The organism is Streptomyces sp. DSM 106670, from assembly GCF_055792845.1.
In genome coordinates, this window is record NZ_CM147704.1 from 2,533,046 (window position 1) to 2,546,909 (window position 13,864).

Here is a 13,864-nt window from a genome sequence, read left to right on the forward strand (position 1 = left end):
ACAACGAGCCCAACGTGCTCTGGGTCACATTCCGTTCCCCCGACTGCCAGCTATGGACCGTTTTCAGCCACTCCCGTCCGCCACACCAGCCCCACCGGGCCCGAAGGTGCCGCTATTCCCGGCAAATACGGCACAACGGCCACGCGCATTGACACCCTCGCGCGCGGGTGGTGGGCTCGGACCCCGCCGGGGTCCACCGGCTGCGGGCCGAGGGGGTCGACACGGCGTTCCCGTGCCGGCAGTGGGTACGTACGGAAGGGAAGTGCGACGTGCGGATCGGGCGCAGAAGGCAGGCGACGGCCGTGGCCGCCGCCGTGATCGGCGGGCTCATCGGATCCGTCTCCGTCGCTCCGGCCGCGACGGCCGCCCCCGCCGATCCCGGCCGCCCCGTGGCCGGCGAGGCCGACCGCGCCGACAGCGCGCGCCCGCCGTCCGTCTGGCCCCGGCCGCAGAGCATGAAGACCACCGGGCCCGCCGTGGAGCTGGGCTCCGAGGCCACCCTCGTCGCCGCGCCGGGCTCCGACCCGTACGCCGTCGAGCAGACCCGCTCGCTGCTGCGCGCGGCGGGTGTCACGACGCTGCACGAGAGCCTGCCCGGCGGCGGCCCCGTGGTCCGCCTCGGCGGCACGGGGGCCGGTGAGGCGCTGCGGGCGCTGCGCGCTCCCGACCGGGCCGATCTGCCGTCGGGCGGCTACCGGATCGCGGTCGGCCGGGTCGCCGGACGCGCCACCGTCGCGCTGGACGGGCTCGGCGGCGACGGCCTCTTCCACGCCGTCCAGACCCTGCGGCAACTGGTCACCGGCGGCTCGGTGGCCGGCGTGACCGTACGGGACTGGCCGGGAACCGCCGTACGCGGCATGGCCGAAGGCTTCTACGGACAGCCGTGGACCCGTGAGGAGCGGCTCGACCAGATCTCCTTCATGGGCCGCACCAAACAGAACCGCTATCTCTACGCGGCGGGCGACGACCCCTTCCGGCTGGCGCGCTGGCGCGAGCCGTACCCGGCCGACAAGCGGGCCGACTTCCGGGCGCTGGCCGAGCGGGCGCGCGCCGAGCACGTCACGCTCGGCTGGGCGCTCTCGCCCGGTCAGGCGATGTGCATGGCATCGGACCAGGACGTCAGGGCGCTGACCAAAAAGGTCGACGCGATGTGGGCGCTGGGCGTCCGGGTCTTCCAGTTGCAGTTCCAGGACGTCAGCTACAGCGAGTGGCACTGCGACCTGGACGCGGAGACCTTCGGCAGCGGCCCGAAGGCGGCGGCCCGCGCCCAGGCCCGGGTCGCGGGCGCCCTCGCCCGGCATCTGGAGGAGCGGCACCCGGACGCGGCCCCGCTGTCCGTGCTGCCGACGGAGTTCTACCAGGACGGGTCCACGGACTACCGCACCGCGCTGGCGGCCGAGCTGGACGACCGGGTGCAGGTCGCCTGGACCGGTGTCGGGGTGGTGCCGAAGAAGATCACCGGCGGTGAACTGGCCGGGGCCCGCGCCGCGTTCCGCCATCCGCTGGTGACGATGGACAACTACCCGGTCAACGACTACGCCCAGGACCGCATCTTCCTCGGCCCGTACACCGGCCGGGACCCGGCGGTGGCGAGCGGTTCGGCCGCGCTGCTGGCCAATGCGATGGAGCAGCCGTCCGCCTCCCGGATCCCGCTGTTCACCGCCGCCGACTTCGCCTGGAACCCGAAGGGGTACGACCCCGCCGCGTCCTGGCGGGCGGCGGTCGACGATCTGGCGGGCGGGGACGCGGGGGCCCGGGACGCGCTGCTGGCGCTGGCCGGGAACAGCGCGGGCTCGGTGCTCGGCGCGGAGGAGTCCGCCTACCTCCAGCCCCTGTTCGACGCCTTCTGGAACTCCCGCGCCGACGCCTCACGCCGCGACCGGGCGGCGGCCGAGCTGCGCGCGGCGTTCTCCGTGATGCGGCAGGCCCCCGAGCGGCTGAAGACCCCCGCGGAGGGCCGGCTGACCGACGAGGTGCGGCCCTGGACCGAGCAGCTGGCCCGCTACGGCCGGGCCGGTGAGCTGGTGGTGGACCTGCTCCAGGCCCAGGCCGCCGGGGACGGCGCCGCCGCCTGGCGCACCGAGCTGGCCCTGGAGCCGCTGCGCGAGGAGATCAGGGCGAGCCGGGCCACGGTCGGCAAGGGCGTGCTGGATCCGTTCCTGGACAAGGCGGCGAAGGTGGCCGCCGGGTGGAACGGCACCGACCGCGCCTCGGGCCGGGTCACGAAGGACGCCCACAGCTATACGGTCCGGCTGGACCGGACCCGCCCGGTGGAGGCCGTCACGGCGCTCGCCGAGCCCGGGACCGCCCTCGGCGACGCGGTCGTGGAGGCCCATGTGCCCGGCGAGGGCTGGCACGCCCTGGGGCGGCTCTCGCCGAGCGGCTGGACCCAGACGGCCGCGAAGGGGCTGCGGGCGGACGCCGTACGGGTCACCGTGCCGGAGGCCGCCCGGAGCGCCCCGCCCTCGTATCTGAGCCCCACCCTGCCCCCGGCCCCCGCCCTCGTGACGTCCACCCCGCAGGTGCGCGCCCTGGTGCCGTGGTTCGGCGACGAGCCCGCCGCCACGCTGGACCTGGCGCACGGCGAGACGGACGCGGAGATCGGCGGCGAGCCCCAGCGGGTCGCGGCGCGGCTGGCCGGGCGGCGTCCGGTCGAGGTGAAGGGCAAGCTCACCGCGAAGGCCCCGGAGGGCATCGAGGTGCGGGTCCCGAAGCAGACGACCGTGCCGCGCGGATCGCGTACGGAGGTGCCCGTGGACATCACCGTCCCGAAGGACACCCCGGCGGGCGAGTACGAGGTGCCGCTGACCTTCGGCGGCCAGGAGTCGACGCTGACCGTGCGGGCTTTCCCGCGTACCGGCGGCCCGGATCTGGCGCGTACGGCGACGGCCTCCTCGTCCGGCGACGAGACCCCGGACTTCCCGGCCGCGGCGGCCTCCGACGGCGATCCGGAGACCCGGTGGTCCTCGCCGGTGGAGGACGGGGCCTGGTGGCAGACCGAGCTGCCGAAGCCGGTGCGGCTGGGCCAGGTGGTGCTGAGCTGGCAGGACGCGTACGCCTCCCGCTACCGCATACAGGTCTCCGCCGACGGCCGCACCTGGCGCACCGCCGCGACCGTGGCGGAGGGCCGGGGCGGGCGCGAGTCGGTCCGGATGGACGAGAAGGACGCCCGGTTCATCCGGGTGCAGGGCGAGAGCCGGGGGACGCAGTACGGCTACTCGCTCTGGTCGGTGGAGGCGTACGCGGTCGCGGACGACTGAGCCGTGACGCGGGCCCGGGAACGACGAAGGCCCGGTGACAGCGGGTCCTAGGCGGACACGCCGTCGATCCGGGCCATCACGTCGTCCGCGCCGAACGGTTGCAAGTACGGCAGCCAGCGCGGGTCGCGGTGTCCGGTCCCGATGATCCGCCAGGCCAGGCCGGTCGGCGGGGCGGGCTGATGGCGCAGCCGCCAGCCGAGCTCGGGCAGATGGCGGTCGGCCTTGACGTGGTTGCAGCGGCGGCAGGCCGCCACCACGTTGTCCCAGGCGTGCTGCCCGCCCCGGCTGCGCGGGATGACGTGGTCGACGCTGGTCGCAGCGGCCCCGCAGTACATGCAGCGCCCGCCGTCCCGGGCGAACAGCGCCCGCCTCGTCAGGGGAACGGGCCCCCGGTAGGGGACCCGGACGAAGCGCTTGAGCCGGACCACGCTGGGAGCGGGCACGGCACGGGTGGCACTGTGCAGGAAGGAGCCGGACTCCTCCAGGCAGATGGCCTTGTTTTCCAGGACGAGGACGAGCGCGCGGCGGAGCGGTACGACGCCGAGCGGCTCGTACGACGCGTTGAGAACCAGGACGTGCGGCACGGTGGATGCCTCCTTGTACGCCGGCGGCGCGTGGCTCGCGCCGGGACGATCCGATCTCAGTCTCTCCTCATGCCTGGTCAAAGCGCCACCACGTACGGGTAACGGGCCGGGAGGATTTTTCTCACCCCGGGCCCCGCGCTCCGTTCCGCGGCGCCGGACAGCAGCCTCACCAGGGCGGCCTCCCGCGCTGTGCGATCGGCCACAGCGGAGGTGTTCCCGGTGAGACCTGTCTCTCCTCGCTCCTCGGCAACGATCCACTCCCCCGGCTTCGTTACTGTTGTCGACCAGCCGTCGTCCCCGTGGAGGTCCCTCTCGTGTCCCTGTCCGCCCTCTTGGCCGCAGCCCCGTCTCCCGAGCCGGGCGGCTCGCTGGACGAAGCCGCCGAACACGCCGGGAACGCCGCGGGCTGGGTCGAGGAGAACTGGTCCACCTGGCTCAGCACCGGGTTGCGGATCCTGCTGATCGTGGCGGTTGCGATCACGCTGCGTTATCTGATCCGGCGCGCCCTGACCAACCTCATAGAGCGGATGAACCGCAGCGCCCAGGCGGTGGAGGGCACCGCGCTGGGCGGGCTGCTGGTGAACGCCGAGCGCAGACGCCAGCGCTCGGAGGCGATCGGCTCGGTGCTGCGCTCGGTGGCCTCGTTCGTGATCATGGGCACGGCCGCCCTGATGGTCCTGGGCGCCTTCAAGATCAACCTGGCGCCCCTGCTCGCCTCGGCCGGTGTCGCGGGTGTGGCGCTCGGTTTCGGCGCCCGCAACCTGGTCACGGACTTCCTCTCCGGCGTCTTCATGATCCTGGAGGACCAGTACGGGGTCGGGGACACCATCGACGCGGGGGTGGCCTCCGGCGAGGTCATCGAGGTGGGGCTGCGCGTCACCAAGCTGCGCGGCGACAACGGCGAGATCTGGTACGTCCGCAACGGCGAGGTGAAGCGGATCGGCAACCTCAGCCAGGGCTGGTCCACGGCCGGGGTCGACGTCACCGTGCGCCCCACGGAGAACCTGGAGCACGTCCGCGAGGCGATCACCACCGCCGCGGAGACCCTGACGAAGGAAGAGCCCTGGTCGGAGCGGCTGTGGGGCCCGGTGGAGGTGCTCGGCCTGGACGCGGTCCTGCTGGACTCCATGACGGTGCGGGTCACCGCGAAGACGATGCCGGGCAAGTCGGTGGGCGTGGAGCGCGAGCTGCGCTGGCGCATCAAGCAGGCGCTGGACGACGCGGGCATCCGCATGATCGGCGCGATCCCGCTCCAGACGGAGAGCGAGTCCTCGGCGGACCCGGCGGCGGGCGTGGCCGCACCGTCGGCGTACGCCTCGGCGACCTCCCCGCAGTCGCTGGCGGCGACCCCGATTCCGCCGCCCGCCAATCTGAACAAGTAGGCCCCTTCGCCTTTCCGATTTCCGACGCCCCCGGCCGCCCCCTGGATCCCAGGACGGCGGCCGGGGGCGTCGTCGTGTCGGGTGTCGTGTCAGGTAACGCTTTGATTGCCGGACAGGGGGCACCCATTGACGCCCCGGTGACCTGCGCCCTACCGTCCTCTCAACCGAATAGGAAACTTTCCTAACAGAGTCACGGACGTGAGTTCCTGACAGAGGGCGGTGCATCCACGATGGCGGGAACCACTCCCGGCCCACCCGGCACACCGGGCACCCCGCGGGTGCTGCGGGCCATGAACGACCGGGCCGCCCTCGATCTGCTGCTGGAGCACGGGCCACTCTCCCGGACCCGGATCGGGAAGCTGACCGGGCTCTCCAAGCCCACCGCGTCCCAGCTGCTGGCCCGGCTGGAGGCGGCCGGGCTCGTCGTCGCCACCGGGACCAGTGAGGGGCGGCCCGGGCCCAACGCGCAGCTCTACACCGTGAACGCGCGGGCCGCCCATGTCGCCGGGCTCGATGTGAACGCGCAGCGCATCGTCGCCGCCGTCGCGGACGTGACCGGGCGGACCGTCGGGCGGTTCGAACTGGCGACCCCGGGCCGGCGCGCCGACAGTGTGGTGCGGCAGGTCGCCGACGCGCTGGACGGAGCGGTGAAGGACGCCGGGCTGACCCGCGCCGACGTCCACCGGATCGTCATCGGCACCCCGGGCGCCTTCGACCCGGGGACCGGGCGGCTGCGGTACGCCTCGCATCTGCCCGGCTGGCACTCCCCCACCCTGCTGGACGAGCTGGCCGCGTTCCTGCCGATGCCGGTGGAGTACGAGAACGACGTCAACCTCGTCGCCGTGGCCGAGCAGCGCCTCGGCGCGGCCCGCGGCCACGAGGACTTCGTGCTGCTGTGGAACGAGGAGGGCCTCGGCGCCGCCCTCGTCATCAACGGCCGGCTGCACCGCGGCTTCACCGGCGGCGCGGGCGAGGTCGGCTTCCTGCCGGTGCCGGGCACCCCCCTCGTCCGCCAGGTCGTCAGGGCCAACAGCGGCGGCTTCCAGGAGCTGGCGGGCGCCCAGGCGGTGCCCCGGCTCGCGAAGGCGCTGGGCATCGACACCCCGCAGCAGCCGTACGCGAAGGTCGCCGCCGAACTGCTGACCCGGGCGGCCGACGCGTACGAGCAGGACGAGGCGCTCACCGAGCTGCTGCGCCAGTACGCCCAGCGGCTCGCCACCGGGCTCGCCTCCGTCACCGCCGTCCTGGACCCCGGGCTGATCGTGCTCTCCGGCGAAGCGGTCGCGGCGGGCGGCGAGATCCTGCGCTCCCTGATCCAGTCCGAGCTGGCCGAGCTCGCCGCCTCCCGGCCCCGGCTGGTGGTCGGCGAGATCGACCGTGAACCCGTTCTGCGCGGCGCCCTGGAGAGGGCGCTCGCCGATACCCGCGACGAAGTGTTCGACACCTCGCGCTGAACCGCCCCTTCCCGCATTCCCCGCCGTCTGCCTCTTCCCCGCCCCTGGGAGTTTTGTCATGCGCACAAGCCGTCTCACCACCACCGCTGTCGCCGTCGCCGCGATATCGGTGCTCGCCACCGCGTGTACCGGCCAGTCCGAGGCCGGCGCCTCCGACGACCCGAACGCGAAGACCACGATCAACTTCTGGCACGGCTGGAGCTCGCCCGCCGAGGTGAAGGCGGTCCAGGACAACATCGACCGGTTCGAGAAGGCCCACCCGAACATCACGGTGAAGGTCTCCGGCAACATCAACGACGACAAGCTCAACCAGTCGCTGCGCGCGGGCGGTTCGAACGGGCCCGACGTGGTCTCCTCCTTCACCACCGCCAATGTCGGCAAGTTCTGTTCGTCCGGCGCCTTCGCCGACCTGAAGCCGTTCATCGAGAAGTCGAAGCTGGACCTGGAGAAGACCTTCCCGAAGGTCCTCCTGGACTACACCCAGTTCGAGGGCAAGCGCTGCGCCCTGCCGCTGCTCACCGACGCCTACGGCCTCTACTACAACAAGGACGCCTTCAAGAAGGCCGGGATCACCGCGCCGCCCAAGACGATGTCGGAACTGGCGAGTGTGGCCAAGAAGCTGACGGTGGAGAAGGGCGACAGCTACGAGCAGCTCGGCTTCATGCCGACCTTCCACGGCTACGAGACCGTCGCCGACCACTACCTGTCCTCCTGGGACCACACGTACTTCGACGAGAACGGCAAGTCCAACATCGCCAAGGACCCGGCGTTCGCGGAGATGTTCACGTACCAGAAGAAGCTCGTCGAGCAGCTCGGCGGCTACGCCAAGCTGGAGAAGTACCGCGGCACCTTCGGTGACGAGTGGGGCGCCAAGCACCCCTTCCACACCGGTCAGGTCGCCATGCAGCTGGACGGCGAGTGGCGGCTCGGCATGGCCGAGGACGCGGGCGCCGGCTTCGAGATCGGTGTCGCGCCGATGCCCGTCGCCGACGACGAGGCCGACAGCTACGGCAAGGGCTTCCTCTCCGGCACCATCGTGGGCATCGCCCCGGCCAGCAAGAAGCAGAACGCCGCCTGGGAGCTGGTCAAGTTCATGACCAGCGACACGAAGGCGGTCGTCGACTTCGCCAACGGCATCCGCAATGTGCCCTCCACCTTCGAGGCGCTGAAGTCGCCCGACCTGAAGTTCGACCCGCGGTTCAAGACCTTCCTGGACATCGCCCAGCACCCGAAGTCCAACACCCCCGACGGGGCCGTCAACGGATCGACGTACCAGCAGACGATCCAGGACTTCGGCTACCAGTACGAGAAGGGCGCGGTGAAGGACCTCCAGGCCGGTCTGGAGAAGACCGCGCGGCAGATCGACACCGACATCGCCAAGGCCAAGTAGCCCCCGATGACGACGCACACGCTCCGCTCGAAGCGCCGCAGGTCGGCGCTGCGCACGGCGGCCTTCATGTCGCCGTGGCTGATCGGGTTCTCGGTCTTCTTCGCCTACCCGATGGTCTCGACCGTCTACTTCTCCTTCACGCAGTACGACGGTTTCGGGGCGCCGGTCTTCAACGGGCTGACCAACTGGACGTATGTCTTCAGCGACTACCCGATGTTCTGGCCGTCGCTGCGGAACACGCTGTGGCTGGTGCTCGTGATGGTCACCTGCCGGGTCGTCTTCGGCCTCGGCATCGGCATGCTGATCACGAAGATCAAGACGGGTACCGGACTCTTCCGGACCCTGTTCTATCTGCCCTATCTGGCCCCGCCGGTCGCCGCGACGCTCGCCTTCGTCTTTCTGCTCAACCCCGGTACCGGGCCGGTCAACGCGATTCTCGGGGAGTTCGGGCTGCCGACGCCGGGCTGGTTCAACGACGCCACCTGGTCCAAGCCGGCGCTCACCATGCTCGCGGTGTGGGGCATCGGGGACCTGATGGTCATCTTCATGGCCTCGCTGCTGGACGTGCCGGCCGAGCAGTACGAGGCGGCCGAGCTGGACGGCGCGTCCGCCTGGCAGAAGTTCCGCTTCGTGACCCTGCCGAACATCTCGCCGATCGTGCTGTTCGCCGTGGTGACGGGCGTCATCCAGGCGATGCAGTACTACACCCAGCCGCTCGTCGCCGGAAAGGTCGCCTCCGGGATCATCGGCGGCTCCGGCCAGTCCTTCGAACCCGGCTATCCCGACAAGTCGACACTGACCCTTCCGCAGCTCGTCTACAACCTGGGCTTCCAGCGCTTCGACTACGGCGCCGCCTGTGTCGTCGCCCTCGTCCTGTTCGCCCTGGCCATGGCCTTCACGGCGCTGCTGATGCGGGGCCGCAACAACCTGATCTCGGCCGGTGACTGAGCCATGACCCATCTTCTCGACCCTGTCCGCAAAGCCGCTGCCGCCTCCCCCGAGCGCCCCTCGCGGACGCCCGCGGCCCGCACCGCCCGCCGCAAGGCGCTGCTGCACTGGATCGCCGTGCACTCGCTCGGGATCGCCGCCGCGCTCTTCTTCGTGCTGCCGTTCGTCTTCGTGGTGCTGACCTCGCTGATGAGCGACCAGCAGGCGCTGACCCGCGACCTCACCCCGAACACCTGGGAGTGGGGCAACTACGAGCGGGTCTTCAACACCCCGGGCTTTCTGACCTGGTGGCGCAACACCCTGCTGTACGCGGGCGTCGGCACCGTCCTCACCGTGGTGTCGTCGGTCCCGGTGGCGTACGCGCTGGCGAAGTTCCGCTTCCGGGGCCGCAAACTGTCGCTGATGCTCGTCATCTCGATGATGATGCTGCCGCCGCAGGTCGTCATCATCCCGATGTACCTGTTCTGGGCCAAGCAGATGGACCTGTCCGGCACCCTGTGGCCGCTGATCATCCCGATGGCCTTCGGCGACGCGTTCTCGATCTTCCTGCTGCGGCAGTTCCTGCTGACCATTCCGAACGAGTACCTGGACGCCGCCAAGGTCGACGGCTGCGGTGAGTTCCGCACGCTGATGAAGGTCGTCCTGCCGATGGCCAGGCCGGGCATCGCGGCCATCGCCCTCTTCCAGTTCTTCGCCGCCTGGAACGACTACTTCGGACCGCAGATCTACGCCTCCGAGAACCCGGCCGCCTGGACGCTCAGTTACGGCCTCGAATCCTTCAAGGGCGCACACCACACCGACTGGAACCTGACCATGGCCGCGACCGTTCTGGTCATGGCCCCCGTGATAGCCGTCTTCTTCTTTGCCCAGAAGGCATTCGTCGAGGGCGTCACACTGACCGGAGTAAAGGGCTGACATGAAGCTCGCAGTAGTGGGTGGCGGGTCCACCTACACCCCTGAACTGATCGACGGATTCGCCCGGCTGCGGGACACGCTGCCGATCGAGGAGCTGGTGCTCGTCGATCCGGCGGCCGACCGCCTGGAGCTGGTCGGAGGTCTCGCCCGGCGGATCTTCGCCAAGCAGGACCACGCCGGGAGGATCACGACCACCAGCGACCTCGACGCGGGCGTCGCCGACGCCGACGCGGTCCTGCTCCAGCTGCGGGTCGGCGGACAGGCCGCGCGCGACCAGGACGAGACCTGGCCGCTGGAGTGCGGCTGCGTCGGCCAGGAGACCACCGGCGCCGGCGGCCTGGCCAAGGCGCTGCGCACCGTGCCGGTCGTCCTGGACATCGCCGAGCGGGTCCGCCGCACCAACCCGGACGCCTGGATCATCGACTTCACCAACCCGGTCGGCATCGTCACCCGCGCCCTCCTCCAGGCCGGGCACAAGGCCGTCGGCCTGTGCAACGTGGCGATCGGCTTCCAGCGGAAGTTCGCCCGGCTGCTGGAGGTGGAGCCGGGCCAGGTGCACCTCGACCACGTCGGGCTCAACCATCTGAGCTGGGAGCTGGGGGTGCGCTTCGGCGGCCCGGACGGCGAGAACGTCCTGCCCAAGCTGCTCGCCGAGCACGGCGACACCATCGCCGACGACCTCCGCATGGACCGGCGGATCGTGGACCGGCTCGGCGTCGTGCCCTCCTACTACCTGCGCTACTTCTACGCCCACGACGAGGTGGTCAGGGAGCTCGGCACCAAGCCGTCCCGGGCCGCCGAGGTCGCGGCGATGGAGAAGGAACTCCTCGCGATGTACGGCGACCCGGCGCTGGACGAGAAGCCGGAACTGCTCGCCAAGCGCGGCGGCGCGTTCTACTCCGAGGCGGCCGTGGACCTGGCGGCATCGCTGCTGGGCAACGGCGGTTCCCCGGTCCAGGTGGTCAACACGTACAACAACGGGACGCTGCCGTTCCTCCCCGACGACGCGGTGATCGAGGTCCAGGCCCGGGTCGGGCACGACGGTGCGACGCCGCTGGCCGTCCCGGCGCTGGACCCGCTGTACGCCGGTCTGATCGCCAACGTGACGGCGTACGAGGACCTCGCCCTGGAGGCCGCGCTGCGCGGTGGCCGGGACCGGGTCTTCAAGGCGCTGCTGGCCCACCCGCTGATCGGCCAGTTCGAGTACGCCGAGGGCCTCACCGACCGGCTGATCGCGCACAACCGGGAGCACCTGGCGTGGGCGTGAACGTGTCGGTCGTCGCCATCGACGCGGGCAACAGCAAGACCGACGTGGCGCTGATCGGCGAGGACGGCACGGTGCTGGCCACGGCGCGCGGCGGCGGCTTCCAGCCGCCCGTGGTCGGGGTGGAGGCCGCGATCGACGTGCTGGCCGGCGTCCTGGAGCGGGCGGTCGCGGAGCTGCCGGCTCCGCCCGTCCTCTCCGGTCATGTCTCCGCGTGTCTGGCCAACGCCGATCTGCCGGTCGAGGAGGCCGAGTTGGCCGCCGCGCTGGAGGTCCGGGGATGGGGCTCCTCGGTGGAGGTGCGCAATGACACCTTCGCGATACTGCGCGCCGGGGTGGACGAGCCCCGGGGCGTCGCGGTGGTGTGCGGGGCCGGGATCAACTGCGTGGGCATGACCCCGGACGGGCGGACCGCCCGCTTCCCCGCGATCGGGAGGATATCCGGTGACTGGGGCGGCGGTTCGGGGCTCGCGGAGGAGGCGCTGTGGTTCGCCGCGCGCGCCGAGGACGGGCGCGGTGAGCCGTCCGAGCTGGCCCGTACGCTGCCGGCCCACTTCGGGCTCGACTCGATGTACGGGCTGATCGAGGCGCTGCACCGGGGCGGGATCCCGCTGGAGCGGCGGCACGAGCTGACGCCGGTGCTGTTCGCCACGGCGGCGGGCGGCGACCCGGTGGCCGGCGCGCTGGTGGAGCGGCTGGCCGAGGAGGTGGTGGCGATGGCCTCGGTCGCGCTGAACCGGCTCGGTCTGCTGGAGGAGGAGGTTCCGGTGCTGCTGGGCGGCAGTGTGCTGGCCGCGCGCCATCCGCAGCTGAACGACCGGATCGCCGGACTCCTCGCCGCCCGCGCCCCGAAGGCCGAGGTGCGCGTCGTGTCCGAGCCGCCGGTGCTGGGCGCGGCGCTGCTGGGCCTGGACCGTACGGGCGCGGGGCCGAAGGCCCGTCGGAGGCTGCGCGCGCAGTACGCCTGAGGACCTTCGCGGTTCGCCGTGAGGCAGGGAGCGTCCCCCGCGCGATACGCGTGGGGGACGCTTCTCGTTCGTTCCTCGTACGGGTGAACGCCTGGCGCACGAGGTGCGCGAGGGAACCGATCGGGCTTCTGGAACGTGTACCTGATGGGAAGTCCGTTCACTCAAGCCGTTCGCTCAAGTCCGTTCGCTTATGGGGATGTATACGGGCACGTTGCACCGCTTGCCTTGATCGGCCGCGTCCGTCCTGATCGAATGCGGTGACCGGTGAGGGGAACCGCCGTCAGTGACCGAGGGGGAGGTCGAGTGACACACCCGCCGAGCGGCGGCACGCAGACGTCGCGTACGCCGGACCCGGTGTCCGCGCCCGTCGGCGTGCCCGCACAGCGCCGCACCACCTGGGCCGCGCAGACCGGGCGGCTGCGCGCCGTGGCGACGACCGAGCCCGGCCGGCTCCAGATCATCGGTGCCTTCCTGGCCCTGCTGGTCGTGGCGTTCGGCGCGGTGACGACGCTGGAGATCTCCTCGCGCGCCTCCTCGGCCGACGACGTGGTCAGCCGGAGCCAGCCGCTGAGCGCCGACGCGGCGGACATCTACCGCTTCCTGGCGGACGCGGACACGACGGCGGCCAGTGGGTTCCTCGCGGGCGCGCAGGAGCCCGAGGCCGTGCACGAGCAGTATCGCAAGGACATCGAGGAGGCGGCCCGGCTGCTGGTGAAGGCGTCGGGCAGCACCGACTCCGACAGCACCTCCAGCCGTGAGATAGCCACCCTCAACAAGCTGCTCCCGGTCTACACGGGCCTGATCGAGCGCGCCCGCGCCAACAACCGGCAGGGGCTGCCGCTGGGCGGCGCCTACCTCCGGTACGCGAACCAGAAGATGACCGGTGAGATGCTGCCGGCCGCCGAGCGGCTGTACGCGGCGGAGTCGGGCCGGCTGGAGACGGACTCGGCCGACGCCCGGCAGTGGCCGCTCCTCTCGCTCGGCGCGGGGATCGTGGTCCTCGGCGCCCTGGCGTGGATGCAGCGGCGCACCTACCGCCGGACGAACCGGGTGCTGAACCACGGGCTGTTGGCGGCGACGGCCGCCGCCTCGGTGGTGGTGCTCTGGCTGGCGGTGGGGCATGCGGTGGCCCGTGCGGAGCTGCGGTCGGCGATGGTGCACGGTCAAGCGTCCCTGGATGTGCTCAACGACGCCCGGATCAGCTCCCTGAAGGCGCGCGCCAACGAAAACCTCACCCTGGTGGCGCGCGGCGCGGTGCTGACCCCCGACGGCTCCGCCGACCAGTACGAGGCGGACTACACCACGGGGATGAAGGCGTTGAAGGGCCAGTTGGAGAAGGCCGGGGAGCTGGCGGACGACGAGCGCGGGAGCGCACCGGTGGCCGACGCGGCCGAGGGCGTGGCCGAGTGGCAGGTCCGCCACCGCGAGGCCCGGGCCACGGACGACCACGGCGACTACGACGGCGCCCTGGAGCAGATCATCGGGACCGACAAGTCCACCGGGCAGTCCTTCCAGCAGGTGGACGCCGCGCTGGAGAAGGCGCTCGCCCATGAGCAGAGCGAGTTCACCTCGGCGGCGAAGGACGGGCGCGGGGCCCTGCGCGGTCTGCCGACCGGGGCCGCGGCGCTGGCGGTCCTGGGGGCGGCCGCCGTGATCGTCGGGGTCAACCGCAGGCTCTCGGAGTACCGGTGAGAGGGGC

The 13,864-nt window shown here is 71.6% G+C and carries 10 protein-coding genes; 9 read left to right on the top strand and 1 reads right to left on the bottom strand.

Features of this window, described 5'->3' with window-relative positions; all coding sequences use genetic code 11:
* Nucleotides 1–269 precede the first annotated feature (269 nt).
* Nucleotides 270–3,260: a beta-N-acetylglucosaminidase domain-containing protein gene (locus tag ACSMXR_RS11255; protein WP_473171767.1), complete on the top strand. Its 2,991-nt coding sequence runs from the start codon at nt 270–272 to the stop codon at nt 3,258–3,260.
* A 47-nt stretch (nt 3,261–3,307) separates the two neighbouring features.
* On the opposite strand, the gene ACSMXR_RS11260 is transcribed toward ACSMXR_RS11255, so the two are convergent.
* Nucleotides 3,308–3,844, bottom strand: coding sequence for an HNH endonuclease (locus tag ACSMXR_RS11260; protein WP_003969129.1), 537 nt, complete (start codon nt 3,842–3,844; stop codon nt 3,308–3,310).
* Nucleotides 3,845–4,158: 314 nt separating this feature from the next.
* Between ACSMXR_RS11260 and ACSMXR_RS11265 the strand changes: the two genes are divergently transcribed.
* From ACSMXR_RS11265 to ACSMXR_RS11300, 8 genes are all read left to right on the top strand, one after another.
* Nucleotides 4,159–5,226 carry a mechanosensitive ion channel family protein gene (locus ACSMXR_RS11265; RefSeq protein WP_137233008.1) on the top strand — a complete coding sequence of 356 codons (1,068 nt, stop codon included), beginning with the start codon at nt 4,159–4,161 and terminating at the stop codon, nt 5,224–5,226.
* Between the two features lie 230 nt (nt 5,227–5,456).
* Nucleotides 5,457–6,680, top strand: coding sequence for an ROK family transcriptional regulator (locus tag ACSMXR_RS11270; protein WP_218527500.1), 1,224 nt, complete (start codon nt 5,457–5,459; stop codon nt 6,678–6,680).
* 58 nt (nt 6,681–6,738) lie between these two features.
* Nucleotides 6,739–8,070, top strand: a complete 1,332-nt coding sequence (locus tag ACSMXR_RS11275) for an ABC transporter substrate-binding protein (protein WP_137233006.1) — start codon at nt 6,739–6,741, stop codon at nt 8,068–8,070.
* Between the two features lie 6 nt (nt 8,071–8,076).
* Nucleotides 8,077–9,018 (top strand): carbohydrate ABC transporter permease, encoded by a 942-nt coding sequence (locus ACSMXR_RS11280; RefSeq protein WP_137233005.1) that lies wholly within the window; start codon nt 8,077–8,079, stop codon nt 9,016–9,018.
* 3 nt (nt 9,019–9,021) lie between these two features.
* Entirely contained in the window at nt 9,022–9,933 is a 912-nt protein-coding gene (locus ACSMXR_RS11285; protein ID WP_381908378.1) for a carbohydrate ABC transporter permease, read from the top strand.
* A gap of 1 nt (nt 9,934) precedes the next feature.
* Nucleotides 9,935–11,200, top strand: coding sequence for a 6-phospho-beta-glucosidase (locus ACSMXR_RS11290; RefSeq protein ID WP_473171768.1), 1,266 nt, complete (start codon nt 9,935–9,937; stop codon nt 11,198–11,200).
* Complete coding sequence (locus ACSMXR_RS11295) at nt 11,191–12,165, top strand: N-acetylglucosamine kinase (protein WP_473171769.1); 975 nt, start codon at nt 11,191–11,193, stop codon at nt 12,163–12,165. The genes ACSMXR_RS11290 and ACSMXR_RS11295 overlap by 10 nt, the downstream gene beginning before the upstream one ends.
* A 303-nt stretch (nt 12,166–12,468) precedes the next feature.
* A complete protein-coding gene (locus tag ACSMXR_RS11300) occupies nt 12,469–13,857 on the top strand; it encodes a hypothetical protein (RefSeq protein WP_381849747.1) in 1,389 nt (462 codons plus the stop codon).
* Nucleotides 13,858–13,864 lie beyond the last annotated feature (7 nt).

What these genes read in the sequence shown, in the direction of transcription:
- ACSMXR_RS11270 (WP_218527500.1), top strand. Translation starts at nt 5,457, where the DNA reads ATGGCGGGAACCACTCCCGGCCCACCCGGCACACCGGGCACCCCGCGG.
- ACSMXR_RS11275 (WP_137233006.1), top strand. Translation starts at nt 6,739, where the DNA reads ATGCGCACAAGCCGTCTCACCACCACCGCTGTCGCCGTCGCCGCGATA.
- ACSMXR_RS11280 (WP_137233005.1), top strand. Translation starts at nt 8,077, where the DNA reads ATGACGACGCACACGCTCCGCTCGAAGCGCCGCAGGTCGGCGCTGCGC.
- ACSMXR_RS11285 (WP_381908378.1), top strand. Translation starts at nt 9,022, where the DNA reads ATGACCCATCTTCTCGACCCTGTCCGCAAAGCCGCTGCCGCCTCCCCC.
- ACSMXR_RS11290 (WP_473171768.1), top strand. Translation starts at nt 9,935, where the DNA reads ATGAAGCTCGCAGTAGTGGGTGGCGGGTCCACCTACACCCCTGAACTG.